Origin of the sequence: Streptomyces sp. SirexAA-E (assembly GCF_000177195.2) — a bacterium.
GTDB classification, from domain to species: domain Bacteria; phylum Actinomycetota; class Actinomycetes; order Streptomycetales; family Streptomycetaceae; genus Streptomyces; species Streptomyces flavovirens.
The window spans coordinates 353,305-375,645 of sequence record NC_015953.1 but is presented as its reverse complement, the minus strand read 5'-3'; the positions used below and the strand labels follow the sequence as shown (position 1 = coordinate 375,645).

The following is a 22,341-nucleotide window of genomic DNA, read 5'->3' as shown; positions in this document are numbered from 1 at the left end:
CGAGGGAGACCATGCCCATGCGCCGCCAGTCCGATTCCCGCCTGCCCGGCGACGGCCGGCCCACCGCGCCCGGGGAGGACGCGGCATGACCGCCCCGCACCCCGCCGTGCCCTCGGCCACCCCCGGCCTCGGCCACCCGCTGGACAACCCGGTCCGCAGCTCGCTGACCGGACCCCACGCCCACTTCGCCGAACGACGCGGCCGCGTCCTGCGCTACCGGCCGGACATCACGCCCTGGGCCGCCCTGCCGGACGCGCCCGGCGCCGAGGACTGGGCCGACGCCGCGGCGCTGGCGGGCCCGGGCGGCGGCGTCACCCTGACGGCCTTCCGCGAGCCGCCGCCCGCCGGCTGGGAGATCGTCTTCCACGCGGACGGCGTACAGATGGTGGACGACGGCATGGACACCGGGCCCGACGCCGAAGCGGTCCTGCTCGGTCCCCGCGACGTCCCGGACATGCTGGAACTCGTCGCCCGCACCCGTCCGGGCCCCTTCCTGCCCGGCACCGTCGAGCTCGGCACCTATCTCGGCGTCCGCCGCGAGGGAGTGCTGGTCGCGATGGCGGGGGAGCGGTTGCACCCGCCGGGCTGGACCGAGATCAGCGGTGTCTGCACGGACGAGTCCGTACGCGGCCAGGGGCTGGCGACGCGGCTCATCCGCGCCGTCGCCCACGGGATCAGGGAGCGGGGCGAGACGCCCTTCCTGCACGCCGCCTCGTCCAACACCGGGGCCGTCCGCCTCTACGAGTCCTTGGGCTTCCGGCTGCGACGCCGTACCGCGTTCCTCTCCGCGCTGGTTCCCGGCCGGCCGGGGCGGCCCGTCGACGCCAGGACCCCGGCCCGGGAGGCGGGTAGGTTGGAACAACTGGGCCAATAGCGACATAGTGCGGGAGGCAAGCCGTGGTCATGGGACTCCGGCGCCCGGCGGCGCGCAGGCCGGCGCTCCCGGGGACCGATCCGGGCGAGGCGGCGGCGGGCGCCGCCCGCATCGGCAACCGGGCACTCGCCCTGTGGCTCCTGCTGCTGACCGCCGGGGTCGTCCTCCTCGACAGCCTCACCGGTACCGACCTGCCGCTGATCCCCCTCCTGGTCGTCCTGCCCGCGCTGGCGTCGGTGTTCTGCACGGTGCGTCAGACGGTCGGTGTGGCCTGCTGGGTCACCCTGGTGGTCGTCGGCTCGCGCATCGCGGCGACCGGCGCCTTCTGGGACGTCTTCTTCCTCATCGGCTTCACCGTCCTCGCCTGCGCCCTGGGCGTCGTCGCCTGTGCCGCGCGGATCCGGCACGCCACGGAGGTGGCCCGGCTGCGCTCCGCGGCCGTCGCACTCCAGCGGCAGATCCTCCGTCCGCTCCCGGTCGTCACCCGGCAGCTCCGGGCGCAGGGGATCTACGAACCGATCGAGGAGGACCGCTTCGTCGGCGGCGACATCTACGAGGTCGTGCAGTCGCCCCACGGGACCCGCGTGATCATCGGCGACGTGCAGGGCAAGGGGCTCCCCGCGATCGGCGCCGGGTTCGCCGCGCTCGGAGCCTTCCGGGAAGCGGCCTTCCGGGAGGGCGACCTCACGGCGGTCGCGGCGGCGCTGGAGGACGCCGTCGTCCGGCACAACGCCTTCACCGCCGAGACGGGCGAGACCGAACGCTTCGTCACCGCCCTGCTGCTCGGGTTCGACGGCGGCGACCGGGTGGCCGCCGTGAACTGCGGACACCTCCTGCCCCGGATGCTGCACGACGGGACCGCGACCAAGGTGGCCCTGCGGCTGGTCTCCGTACCGCTCGGCATGGCGGAGCTGAGCGGCGAGGCGCGTGCCGCGGAGACGTTCGGCTTCCCGCTCGGCGCGGCCCTGGTGGTGTTCACCGACGGCGTGACCGAGGCACGCGACGCCACCGGCGCCTTCTACCCGCTCGACGAGCGCCTCGGCCGATGGGCGCGGGACGAACCGCGCGAGCTGCTGCGCTCGCTCCAGGCCGATCTGGAGGAGTTCTCCGGTGGTGTGCGGCGCGACGACGTCGCCGTACTCGTCCTGACCAGACGGCCGGAGGGCTGCGGAGGCCTCACGACGGGCCACGGGCCCGCCGCGGACGGGCCCGCCTGACGGATCCGCCGTGATCCCGCCCGCGCTCCGGCCGGGCGCGGTTACACTGGCCCGCATGAGCAGGCACTACTTCTTTCTCTGATCGTCGGCCAGGACGCCGCCGCGTGACGCCCGCCGTCACCGGGTGACCCACCGGGTCGCCGCTCTCGCGTGCCGCGGTCCTTCCCGCCGTCCGACGAAACCCGCCCCCGCCGCGCACCCGTGTGTGCCGTACCGGCACGTGCCGCCGAGGGCCCGTCACCTCAGGGAAAGCCACTCATGTCATCCCCGCACGACAGCGCCCAGCTGTCCATGAACGACGTCTCCAAGACCTACGGCACCCGGACCGTCCTCGACCAGGTGTCCCTCACCGTCCGCCCCGGCGAGAAGGCCGGGGTCATCGGTGAGAACGGCTCCGGGAAATCCACCCTGCTCCGTCTGATGGCAGGGGCCGAGGCCCCGGACGGCGGCGACGTCACCGTCCGCTTCCCCGGCGGTACCGGTTACCTCGCCCAGACCCTCGCCCTCGACCTCCGCCACACCGTCCAGGACGCCGTCGACGTGGCCCTCGGCGAACTCCGCGCCATGGAGAGGCTGCTCCGGGCCGCCGAGGAGGAGATGTCGGGCGCCGATCCCACCGACGCTCGGCTCACCGCCTACGGTGACCTGCTGACCGCCTACGAGGAGCGCGGAGGCTACCAGGCGGACGCCAGGACCGACGCGGCGATGTACGGCCTCGGGCTCGGCCACCTCACCCGCGACCGCGTCCTGGGCACCCTTTCCGGCGGCGAGCAGTCACGGCTCGCGCTCGCCTGCGTGCTGGCCTCGGCCCCCGACCTCCTGCTGCTCGACGAACCCACCAACCACCTCGACGCCACGGCCGTCGGCTGGCTGGAGGACCACCTACGCGCGCACCGAGGCACCCTGGTCGCCGTCACGCACGACCGCGCCTTCCTGGAGCGGATCACGACCGTGATCCTGGAGGTCGACCGCGACCTGCGCGGGGTGACGCGGTACGGCGACGGCTGGGGCGGCTACCGCACCGCGAAGGCCGCCGCACGCCGCCGCCGGGCGCAGGAGCACCAGGAATATCTGACCGAACTGGCCCGCACCGAGGAGCTCGTCGACGCGGCGGGACGGCGGCTCGCCGGCAGTGGCAAGGACCCCGGACAGGGCTTCGGCAAGCACCGCAGGTCCCACGAGGCCAAGCTGTCCGGCCAGGTCAGGGCGGCCAGGACCCGGCTGGAGGCGCTGCGCCGCGCACCCGTGCCCGCACCGCCCGAACCTCTGCGGTTCGCGGCCGACCTCGCCCTGGCCCGCGAGGGCGGGCCGGACCGGGCCCTCGGGCCGTCGGCCGAGTTCGACTCCGTCGTCGTCGGGGACCGGCTGGAGGTGCCCGCGCTGCGTATCGAGCCCGGACAGCGGCTGCTGGTCACCGGACCCAACGGCGCGGGCAAGTCCACCCTGCTGCGGGTGCTCGCCGGTGACCTCGCCCCCGACTCCGGCACCGTCCGGCGGCGCGCCAGGATCGGCTACCTCCCGCAGGAGCTGCCCGTCCGTCCCACCCGTCGCTCACTGCTCGCCACGTTCGCGGCGGGGCGTCCCGGCTTCGCCGACGAGTACGCCGACCAGCTGCTGGGCCTCGGCCTGTTCCGCCCGGAGGATCTGGACGTGCCGGTCGCCGCGCTCTCGATCGGGCAGCAGCGCAGGCTCGCCCTGGCACGGCTGGTGACCCGGCCGGCCGATCTGCTGGTCCTGGACGAGCCGACGAACCACATCGCCCTGGTCCTCGTCGAGGAACTGGAGGAAGCCCTCGCCCGGTTCCGGGGAGCCGTGGTCGTCGTCTCCCACGACCGGAGCTTCCGTGCCCGCTTCCCGGGCGACCGGCTGGAACTGCGGGCCGGCCGGCCGGTGCCGGGCACCGAGGCCTACGCACTGCCGGGCGCGCGCCCCTCGCGTACGTAGGCGCGCAGCCGTTCCACGAAGACGCGCTGGCCCACGATCAGCAGCCGGGCCGCCTCGTCCGGTGTGCACCAGGCGAACCGGTCCATCTCCGGGAACTCCCGCTGCACACCGGACCCCCGGGGCCACTCCATGGTGAACACGCCAGGGGTGACCCGCGCGGGGTCCAGGTCGCCCTCCACCGCCCAGGCCACCACGGTCTTCCCGCTGCGCTGCCGGGCCTCGCCCAGCTCCACCCAGTCGCCGTCCGGCACCGGGAGGCCCAGCTCCTCCTCGAACTCCCGGCGGGCGGCCGCGGCCGGCTCCTCACCGGGCTCGTACTCACCCTTCGGGAGCGACCAGGCGGCGTCCTCGCGGCCCGTCCAGAAGGGGCCGCCCATGTGCCCGATCAGCACCTCGACGTCCTGCTCCCCGGCCTCGTCCCGGACGGCCCGGAAGAGCAGGAGCCCTGCGCTGCGCTTGGCTGAAGACATGCCGCCAGTGTGCGGGCGCGGGGCCGGGCGGACCACCGTCACTCGCCGGTGCGGGCCGTTTCCGCCCGCTGACCGCCGTCTTCCGGGACGAGGACGCCGTCGGCGCGCGGGCCGGACGGATCCGGGGTGCCGCCCGCCCTCGACGGCAGGTGGTGGAAAAGGATGTTGAGTACCACGGCCGTCAGGCAGCCCGCGCTGATCCCGCTGTGCATCACGGTCCGGAACCAGTCGGGGAACCCGTCGTAGAGCGTCGGCACACCGACCGGCAGCACGCCCACCGCCACCGACACGGCGATGATCGTCAGATTGTCGCCGTCCCTGAGGTCCACCCGCGCCAGGGTCCGCAGACCGCTCGCGGCGACCGTCCCGAACATCACCAGACCCGCGCCGCCCAGCACCGGAGCCGGGATCGCCGCCACCACGGCCCCCAGCTTGGGCAGCAGCCCCAACAGGACGAGGATCCCGCCCGCGGCGGCGACCACCCAGCGGCTGCGGACCCGGGTCATGCCGACGAGCCCCACGTTCTGCGCGAACGCGGTGTACGGGAACGTGTTGAACACACCGCCGAGCACGGTGGACAGGCCGTCCGCCCGCAGACCGTCCGACAGCGTGCGGGCATCGACCTTCCGTCCGGTCATCTCGCCCACCGCGATGAAGTCCCCGGTCGTCTCCGTCATCGTCACCAGGGCGACCACCAGCATCGCCACGATCGCCGAGGCGTGGAACGTCGGGGCGCCGAAGTGGAAGGGCGTGCTGACGCCGAACCATCCGGCGTCGGCGACCTGGCCGAAGTCCGTGAAACCGAACGGCACCGAGACGACCAGGCCGACGGCGATCCCGACGAGGACGGCGACGCGGCGCAGGAAGGCCGGCGCGAAGCCCTGCACCGCGAGGACGACGACGAGCACGAACGCCGCGAGCGCCAGGTTCCTCGGGGCGCCGAAGTCCGGCGCCCCCGCTCCGCCGGCCACCCAGTCACCGGCCACCGGCAGCAGGGAGACACCGATGACGAGGATCACCGTGCCCGTCACGAGCGGGGGGAAGAAGCGGAGCAGCCGGCCGAACACCGGGGCCAGCAGCACGATCGCGAGTCCCGCCACGATCACGGAGCCGTAGATCGCCGGGAGCCCCCCGCCCGTCGTGCCGATCAGCACCATCGGTGAGACGGCCGCGAACGTACAGCCCTGCATGACGGGCAGCCGGACGCCGAAGCGCCAGAAGCCCACGCACTGGACGAGGGTGGCGACGCCGCATATCAGCAGGTCCGCGGTGATCAGATAGGCGAGGTCGGCCGGCGGCAGCTTCATCGCGCCGCCCACGATCAGCGGCACGGCCACCGCGCCCGCGTACATCGCGAGCACGTGCTGCAGCCCGAAGGCCGCCAGATGGCGGACCGGTGGGACGGCGTCGACGGGGTGGACGGGTGTGGTGGACACCATGGGCGCTCCCAGGACGGGCGGGTGGGACGGACCGGGAAGGCCCGACAGCACGAGACCGTAAGCGCCTTGAACAGTTTGTTGATTGCGACCGCGTTGCCGGAGTGTGACCGGGCCGCCGGACGCCGGCCGGGGCGGCGCCGGCTCGTGGGCGGCACCCGGCGCCCTCGCGCCGCCGGCCCACGGCCCGCCGCCCCGCGCCTTCCGCGGGCCTGGCGGGCCGGACACCCGGGCTCACACCTTGCGGTAGCCGTACGCGTCCGTGGCCGCCGCCTCCACCGCGTCCAGATCGCCGCCCGCCGACGCGGTCACCAGTGCCGCGACCGCGCCCTCGACGAACGGGGCGTCCACCAGCCGGGCACCGCCGGGCAGTTCGCCGTCCTCCGCGAGCATGGCCTTCACCGTCAGCACCGCGCTCCCGAGGTCCACCAGGAGCGCCACCCCGGCGCCCCGGTCGACCTCCCCGGCCGCCGCCGCGATCAGATCCGTGCTCGTGCCCAGACCACCGGCGCTCGTGCCCCCGGCCGCCGCGACGGGCGCCGTCGCACCTCCCGCTGCCAGACCTCTGGCCAGCTCGGCGACCGCCTCGGCCACCGGCCCGCTGTGCGAGACCAGCACGATCCCGACCTGCGCCTGTCCGCTCATGCCCGACCTCCGTCGCCCGTGCCGGCGGCCTCGGCGAGCGCCGCCACCAGCAGGGCGGCCGAAGCCGCCCCCGGGTCCTCATGTCCGATGCTGCGCTCGCCCAGATAGCTGGCCCGGCCCTTGCGCGCCCGCAGCGGCACGGTCGCCAGCGCACCGGCCAGGGCCGCGTCCCCGGCGGCCCCGACCGATTCGCCGAGCGCCTCGACGGCCGGGAGCAGCGCGTCGAGCATCGTCTTGTCCCCGGCCTTCGCCCCGCCCAGCTGGGCCACGGCCGCGACCCCCGCCCCGAACGCCTCGGCCAGCTCGTCCAGGCTCACCTCGGCCGCGTCGCCGAGCGCCTTTCCGGTACGCCGCAGGAGAGTTCCGTACAGCGGCCCGGACGCCCCGCCCACCGTGGAGATGAGCTGACGCCCCGCCAGGACCAGTACCGCGCCCGGCGTCCCGGGGGACTCCTTCTCCAGCACGTCGGTCACCGCGCCGAAACCGCGCCGCATGTTGCTCCCGTGGTCGGCGTCCCCGATCGCGGAGTCGAGACCGGTCAGACGGTCCGCCTCCCGGTCGACGGCCGATGCCGTCGCGGTCATCCAGCGGCGGAAGAAGTCGGTGTCGAGCACATGGTCTCCTGTTCGTCGGACGGGTACGTGCCTCATCGGCCCCAACGGAGCGCGGGCGTCCGCACCGGGGCGTCCCAGAGGCGCAGCATCTCCTCGTCGGCCTGGCACAGCGTCACCGAGCAGCCGGCCATGTCGAGTGACGTCACATAGTTGCCGACCAGCGTACGAGCCACCGGGACGCCCCGCTCGGACAGCACCCGCCGCACCTCGGCGTTGAATCCGTACAGCTCCAGCAGCGGCGTCGCGCCCATCCCGTTCACCAGCGCCAGCACCGGTCCGGTCGGGCGCAGATCGTCCAGTACCGCGTGGACGGCGACGTCGGCGATCTCCCCGGACGTCATCATCGGACGCCGCTCACGTCCGGGCTCACCATGGATGCCGATCCCCAACTCCAGCTCCCCGGGCGGGAGGTCGAAGGTCGGGCTGCCCTTGGCGGGCGTGGTGACCGCGCCGAGCGCCACCCCGAAGCTCCGGGACGACTCGTTCACCCGGCGCGCCACCGCCTCCACCTGCTCCAGGGGCGCGCCCTCGTCGGCGAGGGCACCCGCGATCTTCTCGACGAACAGGGTCGCCCCGGTCCCGCGGCGCCCGGCCGTGAACGTGCTGTCGGCCACCGCCACGTCGTCGTCGACCAGCACCCGGGCGACGCGGACGCCCTCGTCCTCGGCGAGTTCGGCGGCCATGTCGAAGTTCAGCACGTCGCCCGTGTAGTTCTTGACGACGAACAGCACCCCGGCCCCGCTGTCGACCGCGGCGGCGGCGCGCACCATCTGGTCGGGTACGGGAGAGGTGAAGACCTCACCCGGGCAGGCGGCGGACAGCATCCCGGGCCCGACGAACCCCGCGTGCAGCGGTTCGTGCCCGGACCCACCGCCGGAGACGAGCCCCACCTTTCCGGCCACCGGCGCGTCGCGCCGTACGACCAGGCGGTTCTCCACGTCCACGGTGAGGTCGGGGTGGGCGGCGGCGATGCCGCGGAGGGCGTCCGCGACCACGGTCTCGGGCACGTTGATGAGCATGCGCAACGGAATCCTCCAGCGAGTCGGACTGCTGATCCTGCGGGTCCGGGCCGGTCCCCGCAGCCATGGCCACCAGGTCGGGGGAACAGCCACCGGCACCCTGTGCATGGTGCCGACCCGGCACCGCGAGCGCAACGGCTCGGGGGGGCGTCGCGCCCGCGCCGTGAGCCGTGCGGGCGGCGGGGTCAGCCGGTGGACGTCCCGGCCGCGGACACCGGTACGGGTCCGGTGGCGGCCGGGCGCCGCCGGCGGACCGGCCGCCAGGTCGTGACGAGGGCAGCGGCCAGGAGGAGTTCGGCGATGTCCCCGCCGTAGTACATGATCTCCGCCCCACCCCTGACCTCGGGGACCGGAGCGTGTACGTCGATCAGGAAGCCGCCGTACATCAGCTGGGAGACCGTGGCGTGCGCGGCGACAGCGACACCCAGGACCACCAGCCGGGCCGGGACCCCGGGCCTCGACGGCGCGGGGTCGGGACCGGCGATCACCCAGGCGAACAGGCACCCCGAGAGCAGGAAATGCGCGTGCACGCCCCAGTGGAGCACCGGCTGCCCCATGGTCGCGTTGAACAGCGGGGTGAAGTACAGCACCGCCAGGGTCCCGGTGCTCAGCAGCAGAGCCGGGACCGGACGGGCGACCAGGCGCACGGGGCGGCTGTGCAGCAGGGCGGTCAGACGCCGGGCCCGGGCGGCGGGCAGCGTCCGCAGCAGCAGGGTGACGGGGGCGCCCAGTACGAGGGCGAGGGGCGCGTACATGCCGATGAGCAGGTGCTGGACCATGTGCCCGCGGAAGTCGCCGTGCGCGAAGGAGGCGACGGGCGGCAGCAGGGCCACGGCCAGCAGGGTGCACCCGCCCAGGAAGCTCACCGTCCGCCACCGTGTCCACCCGGGCACCGGTCGGTGCGCCCGCGCCCGGCGGGCGAGCAGCAGGTACCCGACCGCGAGCAGGGCCACGGCCGACGCGGGCAACAACGCCTCCCAGACGTCGCCGCCTCCGGTACCGCCGTCGTGCGGGTGGTGCGTGCCGCCTTCCATCAGGGCCGCTCCCCGCGCGGTCCGGCGGTGTCGGGGGCCAACGGCCGGCCACCGCGCTGCAGGAGGTAGCCGCCGATCAGGAACAGGAGTCCCAGGAGCAGGAAGCCCATGTCCCACCAGATCTGCTGGTCACCGGCGTAGACGTGGTGGATCCCGAGGATCTGGTGGTCCAGCAGGCCCTCGACGAGGTTGAAGAGGCCCCAGCCGGCGAGGATCCAGCCCCACAGCACGCGGGAGGTCCACACGCGCCGACGGTGGTGCGTCACCCGCGCGTAGAGGATGCCCAGTCCCAGGAGTACCGCCATCCAGCACACCGCGTGGAAGATGCCGTCCCAGACGGTGTTCATCTCCAGACCGGAGACGGTGTTCGGCGAGTAGTACTTCACCCCGATCCGGTCGTCGTTCGTGCTCGACAGCATGTGGTGCCACTGGAGCAGCTGGTGCAGCAGGATGCCGTCGACGAATCCGCCCAGCCCCACCCCCAGCACGATGCCCGGCAATCGGATGCTCCTGGGGGCGGCGATCCCGCGTACCCCGTCCGTGCTGGTGGCCATGGCGCGTCCTCTCCGTCGCGGTGCGAAAACCGGATCGAACAGCACATGTGCCCGCTCCGCGCCCCGCATGTCACGGAAATGGGCGCCCGTTCCGCCGTGCGGTGCCGCCAAGCGGTGGCACCCGGCGCGGCTGCGCGGCCCGGGAGCCGGTCCTCAGGCGGTTCGCACGTCCTTCTTGCGGGCCCGGTAGGCGGCGGCTTTGATCCGGTTGCCGCACGACTCCATGCCGCACCACTGCCGACGGGTGCCCCGGGAACGGTCGATGTAGACACGGGTGCACTCGGGGTTCCCGCACTCCTTGAGCAGCGGCACGTCCGGCCCGCTCAGCAGCTCGACGGCCAGCCGCGCCACCGTGGACAGCGCCTCCTCGGGAGTCGCCTCGGTCCGCCGCCCGGACGGTGTCAGCTGCGGTACCGCGGACGGCCTGCGCGCCGCGTGGTTCAGGACGGCCAGAGCCGTGTCGTCGTAGCCGGCGCCGAGCCTGCGGGCCGTGACCAGCTGGTAGACCGCCTCCCGCACGGTCGTCGCCTGCTCGACGTCGGACTCCCGGGCGGGCGTGACCGCGTCGACGACCCCCGACTCGACGTACCAGGCGTTGAGCCGCTCCGGTGACGGGAACATCTCGAACCGGGCCGACCGGCGGGCGCGCAGCGTCGCCGCGAAGTCGAGGGCCGGATTGCCGCAGACGAATACATGATCGAGGCTCACGTCACCATCCTGACGGGTGACTGTCACCCCTGACAAGCACCGTCACCGTCCGACCGGTGAGGTCGCTCTCCGTCCGCCCGGCCCGGAGCCGCAGCCGGCGGCCCTGCCGGCGGTCGTGACTGGCCAGGACGACGGCGCCCGGCCCGGTGCCCAGGGCGGCCTCCCACTCGTCGCAGAGGCGGGGCGACAGATGGTTCGTCGGCTCGTCGAGCAGTAGCAGGTGGGGTGGGCGGGCCCCCCAGGTGTGCCAGGGCGAGCCCGCGGCGCTGACCCACCGACAGGTACCCGGCGGGCTTGTCCGGGTCGGTTTCGCCGAGCAGTTCCAGGGTGCGCAGCGGCACCGCTTCCGCGCGCTCGGCTCCGAGCGACGCCTCGTAGACGTCACGGACCGTGCGGTGGGGCCGTTCGATCACCGTGTCCTGGGCCAGGATCCCCACCGTGAGCCCGAGGCGCCTGACCACATCGCCGTCGGCCGGGAGGCCGTCGGCGAAGCACCTTCAGCGGGGTCGCGCAGGGCGTCGGCGACCGTGGCGGAGACGTCGAAAGGCATCTCCTGGTGGAGATGCCCGAGACCGTCGGGCCGTACGACGCGGCCACCGTCGGTGCCGCCCGGACATGGTGAAAAGGGGGGACGGAACAGCCACATCGGCGATGCGCGTGGCATCGGCCGGTGGCCCGGGGGCTCCGGAGTCACCCGGAGATGTCGTCGTCCGCCACCGTGTCTTGACCTCCTCGGCCTGAGTATGGCGCCTGCGAGTACCAGCGGGCGGACGGCCCTCACGGGGTCCTCCCGCCGTTTCGGCACCCGTGGATCACAGCCCCAGGTCGGCCGCCACGCAGGAGAAGGACAGCCAGGAGCCCTCGGGGTCGTACGCGCTCGCGAGGTCCCTCGGCGTGCTGGTCCGCTCCTCCACCATGTCCTCGTACGGGACGCGGTCGGGCAGCCTGCCGAACCGCTCGTGCCGTGCCGCGACAGCGGTGTCCACCGTGTTCTCGGATCGCATGTCCGACCTCCGTCCCGGTCCGGGCGGACCGCTCTTCGCCCGTCGCTGTTCCCTTTTCAGATTCATACCCCCCGCGTCACCTGTCAAGCTGGTGACGGAAGCGCGGAGTGGTTCACAAGCGGTCCACGTCGATCACCGCCTGGGCGAAGGCGCCGGGCGCCTCCTGCGGCAGGTTGTGACCGATGCCCGGCAGTGTGCGGTGCTCGTACGGACCGGTGAACCGGTCCCGGTAGGACGCCCCGCCGTCCGGCGCGGTGAAGGGGTCCAGCTCCGCGTCCAGCGTGATGGTCGGCACCGTGATGACCGGGCGGGCGGCGAGCCGCTTCTCGTAGGCGTCGTAGCGCCGCTCACCCTCGGCCAGGCCGAGGGTGAGCGGTAGTTGTGGATCACGACGGCGGCGTGGTCGGGGTTCTCGAAGGCGGCGGCCGTACGCTCGAAGGTGGCGTCGTCGAAGTCCCAGGTGGGGGAGACGGTCTCCCAGACGAGCCTGGTCAGGTCACGCCGGTGGTCGCAGTCCTCCATGGCGAGCCGGCCGCGCTCCGTCGAGAAGTAGTACTGGTACCACCAGGCGTACTCCGCCTTCGGGGCGAGCGGCCGCAGGTTGGCCTCCAGGCTGGTGATCAGGTAACCGCTCACCGAGACCAGGGCCTTGCAGCGGTCGGGCCGGAGCGCCGCGATGATGTCGGCCGTCCGCGACCCCCAGTCGAAGCCCGCGAGCACGGCCTCGTCGATCGCCAGGGCGTCCATCAGGGCGATGATGTCCAGGGCGATGGCCGACTGCTGGGCGTTGCGGAAGGTCCGGCGGGAGAGGAAGCGGGTCGTGCCGTGGCCCCGCAGGTACGGAACGATCACACGGTAGCCCTGGGCCGCCAGCCGCGGGGCAACGTCGACGAAGCTGTGGATGTCGTAGGGCCAGCCGTGCAGGCAGATGACCACCGGTCCGTGGGCGGGGCCCACCTCGGCGTGACCGACGTCCAGCAGGCCCGCCCTGACCTGCTTCGTCCTGCCGAACGAGGTGTGGGTGCCCGCAGGCGTGACGGGCTCCGCCGTGCCTTTCTCCCCGGTGCCCGGCGCGGTGTCGTCCGCGGACCTCGTGGGGGCGGCGGCGGAGGGGGCCGCGAGGCCGACCAGTGAGGCCCCCGCCAGGCCGGTGCCCAGGCCCAGGGTCCGGGTGAATGCGCGCCTGTCGATCACGTCAAGCCCTCCGTGTGTGCCGGTGTGCGGATGCCGAACCGCGTCCGCGCCGCGCGGTCGTGGCCGTCGGCCGCCGTGTCGTGCGGTGCGGGCGGCATGACTGTGACACAGTGGGCGTCACCGGCCAAGCAGGTGACGTCGTGTCGGCTGGCGGACCGTCACGCAGCGGGGAGTCGGGGCGTCCGGCGATGTGCCGCGGCCCCGCGGACCGTGCGGCGCCGCGTGGATGGCCCAGAAGAATCGGCGTCAAGTGGCCCTGGGGATTGGGCAAATGGGCTCGTAGAGTCGTCGTCATGACCGAGAACACAGCCAGCACGTTTCCCCCGGTACTCACCCGCCACGCGCACGCCGAGACCTGCGCCGATCCGAGCAGCGTGATGACGCTGCTGGGGGAGGCGGGCGGAGCGGACAGCGGCTTTACGAGCTACCGGTCCACCTTCGCCGAAGGGGCGGCGGGGGCGCCGGCCCACTTCCACACCAAGGCCACCGAGTTGTTCTTCGTACTCGGTGGAGCGCTGCGCGTCCTGGTCGGCGAGGAGGTGACCGTCCTGCGCGAGGGCGACTTCCTGGCGGTGCCGCCGCACACGCCGCACGCCTTCGCCGCCGCCCCCGGCTCCACGGCCGACGTCCTGTTCACCTTCGACCGTCCCATGGACCGCTTCGCGTATCTGCGGCTGCTCGGCAGGGTGATGCGGGGGGAGGCGGACCCGAAGGAGATCGCCGCGTCGGCCGAGCGCTTCGACAACCATTACGTGGAGAGCGCCGTCTGGCGCGCCGCCCTGGAGACCGCCTCCTGACGGCGGCGGCGAGGGTCCGGTCGGCGCGACGCCGGTGACCCGGTGCGGTGCCCGTGATCCGGCGCGGGCGCCGGCGTCGCGTGCCCGCGAGGCGCGTCTCTTGGACGCCGCCTTCTCGGGGCCCGAGTGGTGTGGGTGGCCCACGCCCGTTCACGGGCGCGCGGGTTCCCGGCGCCGGGGCGGGAACGGCGCGGGGCGGAGACGGCGCGGGCCCGGCGATCCGCTGTCGGACGCCGGGCCCGGGGTGCCGGCCGCGAGGCGGACCGGACGGCCGGCGGCTACTTGCTGACGGCGAAACGCATCAGGGCCTGCTCGCTGCCCTGCTTGATCTTGCCCGTGGCGTTGATGACCTCCAGCTTCCAGGTGCTGCCGACGCGGAACGCCTTCGCCACGGCGCATCCGTTGTCGGACGTGAGCAGGCTGGGCCAGATGTCGGCGACCTGCTGCGAGCTACCGCCGGTGGCGTCGTACACCTTGAAACTGATGTTGCGCGCCTTCTGGAAGGAACTGCCCTTCTTGTAGGCGGCGGCGACGAACACGATCGACGTGATGTTCGACGGGACCTTGGCGAAGTCGACCGTCACGGTCTCGTCGTCCCCGTCACCGCGGCCCGTCTGGTTGTCGCCGCTGTGGACGACCGAGCCGTTGCCCATCGGGTCGAGCGAGTCGAGCCCCGCCAGACGCACCGGGTCCTCGCCCTGCATCGCGATGGCGATCAGGTCGAGGTCGGTACCGGTCTTGCGGCGCAGTGCGCCTATCACCCCACCGCTGCTGCCGGCGGTGGGGTCCCAGGACGCACCGATGGACAGGTGCGTCACTCCGTCGAGGTCCGCCGGGCCGTCTTCCTTCTTGAGCGTGATCATGCGCAAATCTTCCTTCAAACGATGATGCGACACACAGAGTGTGCCTGGCCTCGCCGCCCTTGTGTGCATCCGGTGTGTCCGGATGTCGTTCCTGTGTCCGGCGCCGCCCGCCGTCCCGCCCCGACTTCCGGGCGACGAGGGTCGTTTCGGGGCGCGGGTGTCACTCCTGACGTCGGCATCCAGGCACAAGGACGGTTCCATCCGCCATCGTGCGGTAAGCCCTCTTCGGGACGCCTCCGCGGGCGGGCGACAGGGGGCAGGGGTGCCGTCGAGGCGGAGGTGCCCGCCACCCCGCGGCGCCCACCGACCTGCCAGGGAGGGGCGGTTCGGCGCCCACCCGGCCAACTTCCCCTTAATGAAAGACAAAAGAAAAGTGGTGTCAGACTTCTTGACCGCGTGAGCGGTGCGCGGCAGGGTTCCGGAGAGCGCTCTCCAGCGCCCACCCCCTTCCGGACTCTTTCTAGGAGCCCCCATGCCCGCAGTCGGCATACCCCCCACCACGTCACCGCCACCAAGACCCGTGCGCAAGGGCCTCGTCGGCGTGATGGTCACCGCACTGGCCGCAGCCCTCCTCGCCCTGACCCCCGCCACGCACGCCGAGGCCGCACCCACGCTGCTCTCCCAGGGCAAGCAGGCGACGGCGTCCAGCCAGGAGAACGGCGGCACCCCGGCCTCCGCCGCCGTGGACGGCGACCCCGGGACGCGCTGGTCCAGCGCGGCGGCCGACCCCCAGTGGATCCGGGTCGACCTCGGTGCCCCGGCCGCCCTCGACCGGGTCGAACTGAGCTGGGAGACGGCCTACGCGAAGGCCTACCGGATCGAGCTGTCGTCCAACGGCAACGACTGGTCGACCGCCTACTCCACGACCACCGGGACCGGCGGGAACGAGACGCTCGGCATCTCCGGCACCGCACGCTACGTCCGTGTGCTCGGGACCACCCGGGCCACCGGATACGGCTACTCCCTCTGGGAGTTCAAGGTCTTCGGCACCACGAACGGCGGCGGCACCGGCCCGATCCAGGGCGGCGGCGACCTCGGCCCCAACGTGCACGTCTTCGACCCGTCCACCCCGGGCATCCAGGCCAAGCTGGACCAGGTGTTCCAGCAGCAGGAGTCGGCCCAGTTCGGCACCGGCAGGCACGCCTTCTTCTTCAAGCCGGGGACGTACAACAACCTCAACGCGCAGATCGGCTTCTACACCCAGATCGCCGGTCTCGGCCTCAGGCCCGACGACACCACCATCAACGGTGACGTGACCGTCGACGCCGGCTGGTTCAACGGCAACGCCACCCAGAACTTTTGGCGCGCCGCCGAGAACCTGGCGCTGAACCCGGTCAACGGCACCAACCGCTGGGCCGTCTCGCAGGCCGCCTCCTTCCGCCGGATGCACGTCAAGGGCGGCCTCAACCTCGCCCCCGACGGATACGGCTGGGCCAGCGGCGGCTACATCGCCGACAGCAAGATCGACGGCACCGTGGGCCCCTACTCCCAGCAGCAGTGGTACACCCGCGACAGCTCCGTCGGCGGCTGGACCAACGGCGTCTGGAACATGACGTTCTCCGGAGTCGAGGGCGCCCCGGCGACCTCCTTCCCCAACCCCCCGTACACCACGCTCGACACCACCCCCGTCTCGCGTGAGAAGCCGTTCCTCTACCTGGACGGCAACGACTACAAGGTCTTCGTGCCCGCCAAGCGCACCAACGCGCGCGGCACCACCTGGGCCAACGGCACCCCGCAGGGCCAGTCGATCCCGCTGAGCCAGTTCTACGTGGTCAAGCCCGGCGCCACCGCCGCCACCATCAACGCCGCCCTGGAGCAGGGCCTGCACCTGCTCTTCACGCCCGGCGTCTACCACGTGGACCGCACCATCAACGTGAACCGGGCCGACACGGTCGTCCTGGGCCTCGGTCTCGCCACGATCATCCCCGACAACGGGGTGACGGCCATGAAGGTCGCCGACGTCGACGGTGTGAAGCTCGCCGGCTTCCTCATCGACGCCGGACCGGTCAACTCCCCGACCCTGCTGGAGGTCGGCGGCCAGGGCGCGTCCGCGGACCACGCGGCCAACCCCACCACCGTCCAGGACGTCTACGTCCGCGTCGGCGGCGCGGGCCCCGGCAAGGCGACCACCAGCATCGTCGTCAACAGCGACGACGTCATCATCGACCACACCTGGGTGTGGCGTGCCGACCACGGCGCGGGCGTCGGCTGGGAGACCAACCGGGCCGACTACGGCGTGCGCGTCAACGGTGACGACGTGCTGGCCACCGGCCTGTTCGTCGAGCACTTCAACAAGTTCGACGTGGAGTGGTACGGCGAGCGCGGCAGGACGATCTTCTACCAGAACGAGAAGGCGTACGACGCCCCGAACCAGGCCGCCATCCAGAACGGCTCCACCAAGGGATACGCCGCCTACCGCGTCGACGACTCGGTGAACACCCACGAGGCGTGGGGGCTGGGCAGCTACTGCAACTTCACCTCCGACCCGTCGATCCGTCAGGAGCACGGCTTCCAGGCACCGGTGAAGCCCGGGGTCAAGTTCCACAGCCTGCTCGTGGTCTCCCTCGGCGGGATGGGCCATTACGAGCACGTGATCAACGGCACCGGAGCGTCCACGGTCCCGGCCGGCACCTCCACCGTGCCGTCCACCCTGGTCTCCTTCCCCTGATCGGCCCCCGCCCCCGCCGGCCCGTCCGGCGGGGGCGGGGACAGCAACGCCTCCGGCCCGGGTGCCTTCCCCGCGGCCCGGACCGGAGGAAACCCGCACCCGTGGTGCACGTCAGGGCGGCCCGTCGGCGGGCGGACCGCCCCGACGGCGCCCCGACGGCCGCTGAACCCCTCACCGCGGCCCGGCCGTCCGCATCCCGACCTGCCAGGAGCAGACTGTGTCGCATCCCCTCACGCCCCTCTCCCCGAAACCCCTCGCACGCCGAGCCCCGGTACGCCGACGCGCCGGCGTCCCCCTGATGGCCCTCGGCGCGCTGATCGCGTCGTCGCTCACCTTCGCCGCCTCCCCGTCGGCCGGGGCCGCCGAGACCCTGCTGTCGCAGGGCAGGACGGCGACCGCCTCCTCCCAGGAGGGCGACGCGTACTCCGCGTCCGCCGCGGTCGACGGAGACCTCACCGGCACCCGCTGGGCCAGCGCGTGGAGCGACCCGCAGTGGATCCAGGTCGACCTCGGCAGCGTCCAGGACCTCAGCCGGGTCGTCCTCACCTGGGAGGCCGCCCGCGCACAGGCCTACCAGATCCAGGCCTCCGACAACGGCACGGACTGGCGCACCCTGAAGACCGTCACCGACAGCGACGGCGGCACCGACGACCTGGCCGTCTCCGGCTCCGGCCGCTACGTCCGCATGCTCGGCACCGCACGGGCGGGCGGCTACGGCTACTCGCTCTGGGAGTTCCAGGTCTACGGAGGCGGCGGCGGGACCGCGCCGCCGGCCGCCGGGGGCGCGGTCGCCGTCACCGGCTCGCAGGGCAACTGGCAGCTCACCGTCGACGGCGAGCCGTACCAGGTCAAGGGGCTCACCTGGGGCCCGTCCGTCGCCGACGCGGCGCGCTACCTGCCCGACCTGAGGTCCATGGGCGTGAACACCATCCGCACCTGGGGCACCGACGGTTCCAGCAAGCCCCTCCTCGACGAGGCCGCGGCCAACGGCATCAAGGTCGTCAGCGGCTTCTGGCTCCAGCCCGGCGGCGGCCCCGGCAGCGGCGGCTGCGTCAACTACGTGACCGACACCGCGTACAAGAACGACTCGCTCACCGAGTTCGCCAAGTGGGTCGACGCCTACAAGAGCCACCCCGGCGTCCTGATGTGGAACGTCGGCAACGAATCCGTCCTCGGCCTTCAGAACTGCTACAGCGGTGAGGAACTGGAGAGGCAGCGCGACGCGTACACCGGCTTCGTCAACGACGTGGCCAAGAAGATCCACACCATCGACCCCGACCACCCGGTCACCTCGACCGACGCCTGGACGGGTGCCTGGCCGTACTACAAGCGCAACGCCCCCGACCTCGACCTGTACTCGATGAACTCCTACGGCGACGTCTGCAACGTGCGCGGCGCCTGGGAGGAGGGCGGCTACACCAAGCCCTACATCATCACCGAGGGCGGGCCGGCCGGTGAGTGGGAGGTGCCCGACGACGCGAACGGCGTACCCGACGAACCCACCGACGTGCAGAAGGCCGAGGGCTACACCAAGGCCTGGGGCTGCGTCACCGGACACCAGGGCGTGGCACTCGGGGCGACGCTCTTCCACTACGGCGTGGAGCACGACTTCGGCGGTGTCTGGTTCAACCTGGTACCGGACGGGTTGAAGCGGCTGTCGTACTACGCGGTGAAGAAGGCGTACGCCGGATCGACGAGCGGGGACAACACCCCGCCCGTCATCTCGGGCATGACGGTCAGCCCCGCCTCGTCCGCGCCCGCCGGCAAGGAGTTCACCGTCCGCGCCGACGTACGGGACCCGGACGGCGACCCGGTGACGTACAAGGTCTTCCTCAGCGGCAACTACGCCAGCGGCGACAAGGGCCTCGTCGAGGCGAAGTGGCGCTCCACCGGCAACGGCACCTTCGCCGTCACCGCACCCGAGAAGCTCGGGGTGTGGAAGGTGTACATCCAGGCCGAGGACGGCCACGGCAACGCCGGCATCGAGACCAAGTCGGTCAAGGTCGTCGCGCCCCCGGTCGACGGCACCAACGTCGCGCTGAACAGGCCCACCACGGCCTCCTCCTTCCAGGAGTCCTACGGTGACTGCCCCTGCGCGCCGGGCCTGGCGACCGACGGCCGGGCGGACACCCGCTGGGCCAGCGACTGGAGCGACCCGCAGTGGATCCAGGTGGACCTGGGCGCCCCCACCGCCTTCCGCACCCTCCAGCTGGTCTGGGACCCCGCCTACGCCAAGGCGTACGAGGTCCGGGTCTCCGACAACGGCACCGACTGGCGCACCGTGCACACGACCACCGCGGGTGACGGCGACATCGACACGCTCGACGTCGCGGCCACGGCCCGCTACGTGCGCCTCCAGCTGACGGCCCGCGGGACGGAGTGGGGGTACTCGCTCCACGAGTTCGGCATCTACAGCTGATCCCCCGGGGCCGCCCGCGAGGGCGCCCCGGAGCGCCGGGGGCGTGCGCCGCATCACTGCGCCGCACGCCCCCGCAGTGCCGTCCGCCAGGCCGGGGCCGTCTCCCGCGGCCCCGCCTCCACCTGGCGCCCGCCGCGGGCGAAGAAGCCGGCGAGCGGCAGGGCGGCCGCCCCGACGGTGACCGCGTCGGGCCCCAGCATGCCCAGCCCGATGCGCACATGGGCGGCCGGGTGGTCGAGCGCGTAGGACGTCGCGTACGCCCGTACGGAGTCCAGGAAGCGGGCACCGAGCTGGAGACCGGCCCATCCGCCGACGAGGATGCGTTCGGGCTGGAAGAGGTTGATCAGGTCGGAGAAGCCCGCGCCCAGGTACTCCGCGGTCTCCTCCAGGACCGCCAGGGCCGTCGCGTCGGGCTCGGCACCGGTGCCGTCCGCCGAGTTCTCCGGGTAGGCGGCGGCGAGCATCGCCGTCAGCGCCGTCTCCTCGTCGGCGTCCGCGAGCGGCCGTCCGCCCGCCTCCCGCCACCGCTCCAGCAGCGCCTCCGCTCCCGCGTACGCCTCCAGGCAGCCCAGCGCCCCGCAACGGCAGCGCCGGCCCCGCACCCGCACGGTCAGATGGCCCCACTCCACCGCCCGGCCCTGACCCAGGTCGTCGGTGACGACACAGGCGCCGACGCCCGACCCGAACAGCACCACCACGGCGCTCCGGGCGCCACGCCCCGCGCCGAACCACATCTCGGCCTGGCCGAGCGTCCGGGCGCCGTTGTCGATGTAGTACGGCACGTCCTCGGGCAGCCGTACGGACTCGCGCAGCAGGCGCTCCAGCGGCACCGCGTTCCAGCCGATGGTCTGGCCGTGCACCACCGCGCCCTCACCGGGTGCCTCGGCGACGATGCCGGGCACGCCGATGCCGACGCCGAGCAGCCGGTCCGTCGCGATTCGGGCCCTGTCCAGGACCTCGGCGACCCCGGTGCGCAGATGCTCCACCACGACGCCGACGTCGTAGCGGTCGACACGGCGCGGGCCGTCGGCCGCCAACGGCTTCTCGACCCGGGCGAGTTCGGTGAGGGTGAGATCGAGGAGCTCGATCCGTACCCGGGTCTCACCGATGTCGATGCCGATCATGTAGTGACTGTCGGGGCGGACGCGCAGCAGGGTGCGCGGGCGCCCGCCGGCGGAGTCGATGCTTCCGGCCTCCTCGACGAGACCCTCGGCGACGAGTTCGGCCACGACGTTGCTGACGGAGCCGGAGCTCAGCCCGGTCGCCGGGCCGAGCGCGAAGCGGCTCGACGGGCCGTCGAAATACAACCGTTGCAATACGGCGGCGCGGTTCTCCCGCCGCAGGTCACGCACCGTACGGCCGCTGCGCACTTCCACCCTGCCCCCTCTTCGTGAAGCTCCAGACCGCAACGTACCGCTGCGAACCCCCTTGACGCGACCTTCGCTTGAGGTTTAACTCACATCCTAAATTAAGCCGTAGGGGTTTCGGGGTCCGCTCGCAGGGGCGTTGCTCGGGTCCTCGCCCCCGGTGCACATCCGTCCACTTTCGAAAGGCCCCCGCTGTCATGCGCAGAATCAGAGCCGCGGCCGTCGGCACCGTCACCCTCTCGCTCGTCCTCACCGCGGCCGCCTGCGGCGGCGGGTCCTCCGGCGCGGGCGGGTCCAACGAACAGCCGAAGACCCTCACGTACTGGGCCTCGAACCAGGGCGCCAGCCTCGAGGTGGACAAGAAGGTCCTCCAGCCGGAACTCGACAAGTTCGAGAAGGAGACCGGCATCAAGGTCAAGCTGGAGGTGGTGCCCTGGGGTGACCTGCTGAACCGCATCCTCACCGCGACCACGTCCGGTCAGGGCCCCGACGTCCTGAACATCGGCAACACCTGGAGCGCCTCCCTGCAGGCCAGCGGTGCGCTGCTGCCCTGGGACGCGAAGAACTTCGACGCGATCGGCGGCAAGGACCGCTTCGTCGACTCCGCACTCGGCTCCACCGGCGTCGAGGGCAAGGATCCGGCCGCCGTCCCGCTGTACTCCATGGCCTACGCGCTCTACTACAACAAGAAGATGTTCGCCGACGCCGGCATCAAGCAGCCGCCCACCACCTGGGACGAGCTCGTCACGACCGGCAAGAAGCTGTCCAAGGACGGCAAGTGGGCGCTCGGCGCCGAGGGGTCGAACCTCTCCAACAACATCCACCAGATCTTCGTGCTCGGCAAGCAGCACGGGGCGGACTTCTTCACCGCGGACGGCAAGGCGGACTTCACGTCCGACGGAGCGGTCGCCGCCGTCAAGCAGTACGTCGACCTGATGGCCAAGGACAAGATCATCGCGCCCGGCAACGCCGAGTACGCGCAGAACCAGTCCCTCAGCGACTTCGCCAAGGACAAGACGGCGATGGTCCTGTGGCAGACCGCGTCCGCCACCTTCAAGTCCCAGGGCATGGAGGAGTCGGAGTGGGGCATCGCGCCCGCACCCGTCCAGTCGGGCAAGCCCGGCCAGGGCACCGGGACGAACTCCATGGTCGCCGGCATCAACATGGCCGTCTTCAACAACACCAAGAACGTCGACGGCGCCAAGAAGTTCGTCAAGTTCATGACCAGCGACCAGGAGCAGATCCTCCTCAACAAGGCATACGGCTCCATCCCGCCGGTCAAGGCCGCCCAGGAGGACGAGGCGTTCAGCACCTTCGCGCTGTCGCCGCTGCGCGAGGCCCTCGCCACCAGCGCCGCCGCCCTCCCGCAGGTCCCCGAGGAGTCTCAGTTCGAGACGGTCGTCGGCACCGCGGTCAAGGAGCTCTTCGCGGACGCCGCCGCCGGCCGCCCGGTGACGACCGAGTCCGTCAAGGCCAAGCTCGAAAAGGCCCAGCAGCAGATGCCCAAGAAGTGA

Annotated in this window: 18 protein-coding genes and 2 pseudogenes; 7 read left to right on the top strand and 13 right to left on the bottom strand. The window is 72.4% G+C overall.

Annotated features, from left to right (window positions below; translation table 11 throughout):
- Positions 1 to 85 precede the first annotated feature (85 nt).
- The 3 genes from SACTE_RS01605 to abc-f all read left to right on the top strand — a co-directional run bounded on the left by SACTE_RS01605 (position 86) and on the right by abc-f (position 4,035).
- A complete protein-coding gene (locus SACTE_RS01605; RefSeq protein ID WP_014044276.1) occupies positions 86 to 874 on the top strand; it encodes a GNAT family N-acetyltransferase in 789 nt (262 codons plus the stop codon).
- A gap of 23 nt (positions 875 to 897) precedes the next feature.
- Positions 898 to 2,091: a PP2C family protein-serine/threonine phosphatase gene (locus SACTE_RS01600; RefSeq protein ID WP_019992922.1), complete on the top strand. Its 1,194-nt coding sequence runs from the start codon at positions 898 to 900 to the stop codon at positions 2,089 to 2,091.
- 258 nt (positions 2,092 to 2,349) lie between these two features.
- Positions 2,350 to 4,035 (top strand): ribosomal protection-like ABC-F family protein, encoded by a 1,686-nt coding sequence (gene abc-f / locus SACTE_RS01595; protein ID WP_014044274.1) that lies wholly within the window; start codon positions 2,350 to 2,352, stop codon positions 4,033 to 4,035.
- Here abc-f and SACTE_RS01590 read toward each other — a convergent pair.
- The 11 genes and pseudogenes from SACTE_RS01590 to SACTE_RS01545 form a co-directional block, all read right to left on the bottom strand.
- Entirely contained in the window at positions 3,999 to 4,505 is a 507-nt protein-coding gene (locus tag SACTE_RS01590; RefSeq protein ID WP_014044273.1) for an NUDIX domain-containing protein, read from the bottom strand. The genes abc-f and SACTE_RS01590 overlap by 37 nt on opposite strands.
- Positions 4,506 to 4,543: 38 nt before the next feature.
- Positions 4,544 to 5,944, bottom strand: coding sequence for a nucleobase:cation symporter-2 family protein (locus SACTE_RS01585; RefSeq protein WP_014044272.1), 1,401 nt, complete (start codon positions 5,942 to 5,944; stop codon positions 4,544 to 4,546).
- Between the two features lie 231 nt (positions 5,945 to 6,175).
- Positions 6,176 to 6,586: a PTS fructose transporter subunit IIA gene (locus tag SACTE_RS01580; RefSeq protein WP_014044271.1), complete on the bottom strand. Its 411-nt coding sequence runs from the start codon at positions 6,584 to 6,586 to the stop codon at positions 6,176 to 6,178.
- Positions 6,583 to 7,200 carry a dihydroxyacetone kinase subunit DhaL gene (gene dhaL / locus SACTE_RS01575; protein ID WP_014044270.1) on the bottom strand — a complete coding sequence of 206 codons (618 nt, stop codon included), beginning with the start codon at positions 7,198 to 7,200 and terminating at the stop codon, positions 6,583 to 6,585. The genes SACTE_RS01580 and dhaL overlap by 4 nt, the downstream gene beginning before the upstream one ends.
- A gap of 32 nt (positions 7,201 to 7,232) precedes the next feature.
- The gene (gene dhaK / locus SACTE_RS01570; protein ID WP_026359059.1) at positions 7,233 to 8,225 is read right to left on the bottom strand and encodes a dihydroxyacetone kinase subunit DhaK; all 993 of its coding nucleotides are present in this window, start codon (positions 8,223 to 8,225) and stop codon (positions 7,233 to 7,235) included.
- A gap of 179 nt (positions 8,226 to 8,404) precedes the next feature.
- A complete protein-coding gene (locus SACTE_RS01565; RefSeq protein ID WP_014044268.1) occupies positions 8,405 to 9,253 on the bottom strand; it encodes a cytochrome c oxidase assembly protein in 849 nt (282 codons plus the stop codon).
- Positions 9,253 to 9,807, bottom strand: coding sequence for a DUF2243 domain-containing protein (locus SACTE_RS01560; RefSeq protein WP_014044267.1), 555 nt, complete (start codon positions 9,805 to 9,807; stop codon positions 9,253 to 9,255). The genes SACTE_RS01565 and SACTE_RS01560 overlap by 1 nt, the downstream gene beginning before the upstream one ends.
- Before the next feature lie 153 nt (positions 9,808 to 9,960).
- Complete coding sequence (locus SACTE_RS01555; protein ID WP_014044266.1) at positions 9,961 to 10,515, bottom strand: CGNR zinc finger domain-containing protein; 555 nt, start codon at positions 10,513 to 10,515, stop codon at positions 9,961 to 9,963.
- Between the two features lies 1 nt (position 10,516).
- Positions 10,517 to 10,997, bottom strand: a pseudogene (locus SACTE_RS34800) (ATP-binding cassette domain-containing protein); the annotation flags it as partial.
- A gap of 330 nt (positions 10,998 to 11,327) precedes the next feature.
- Positions 11,328 to 11,519, bottom strand: coding sequence for a hypothetical protein (locus tag SACTE_RS01550; RefSeq protein ID WP_014044265.1), 192 nt, complete (start codon positions 11,517 to 11,519; stop codon positions 11,328 to 11,330).
- A 112-nt stretch (positions 11,520 to 11,631) separates the two neighbouring features.
- Positions 11,632 to 12,713 (bottom strand): annotated as a pseudogene (locus SACTE_RS01545) (alpha/beta hydrolase).
- Positions 12,714 to 13,006: 293 nt separating this feature from the next.
- Here SACTE_RS01545 and SACTE_RS01540 point away from each other — a divergent pair.
- The gene (locus SACTE_RS01540; RefSeq protein WP_014044263.1) at positions 13,007 to 13,510 is read left to right on the top strand and encodes a cupin domain-containing protein; all 504 of its coding nucleotides are present in this window, start codon (positions 13,007 to 13,009) and stop codon (positions 13,508 to 13,510) included.
- A gap of 278 nt (positions 13,511 to 13,788) precedes the next feature.
- Here the strand turns inward: SACTE_RS01540 and SACTE_RS01535 are convergent, their stop codons facing one another.
- Positions 13,789 to 14,373, bottom strand: a complete 585-nt coding sequence (locus SACTE_RS01535; RefSeq protein WP_014044262.1) for a TerD family protein — start codon at positions 14,371 to 14,373, stop codon at positions 13,789 to 13,791.
- A gap of 472 nt (positions 14,374 to 14,845) precedes the next feature.
- Here SACTE_RS01535 and SACTE_RS01530 point away from each other — a divergent pair, with 472 nt between their 5' ends.
- Together SACTE_RS01530 and SACTE_RS01525 are read left to right on the top strand one after the other, a co-directional pair.
- Positions 14,846 to 17,041, top strand: a complete 2,196-nt coding sequence (locus SACTE_RS01530) for a discoidin domain-containing protein (RefSeq protein ID WP_014044261.1) — start codon at positions 14,846 to 14,848, stop codon at positions 17,039 to 17,041.
- A gap of 298 nt (positions 17,042 to 17,339) precedes the next feature.
- Entirely contained in the window at positions 17,340 to 19,460 is a 2,121-nt protein-coding gene (locus SACTE_RS01525; RefSeq protein WP_019992925.1) for a discoidin domain-containing protein, read from the top strand.
- Between the two features lie 53 nt (positions 19,461 to 19,513).
- Here the strand turns inward: SACTE_RS01525 and SACTE_RS01520 are convergent, their stop codons facing one another.
- On the bottom strand, positions 19,514 to 20,836 hold the full coding sequence (locus SACTE_RS01520; RefSeq protein WP_014044259.1) for an ROK family protein: 1,323 nt from the start codon (positions 20,834 to 20,836) through the stop codon (positions 19,514 to 19,516).
- 188 nt (positions 20,837 to 21,024) lie between these two features.
- Between SACTE_RS01520 and SACTE_RS01515 the strand changes: the two genes are divergently transcribed.
- Complete coding sequence (locus SACTE_RS01515; RefSeq protein WP_014044258.1) at positions 21,025 to 22,341, top strand: sugar ABC transporter substrate-binding protein; 1,317 nt, start codon at positions 21,025 to 21,027, stop codon at positions 22,339 to 22,341.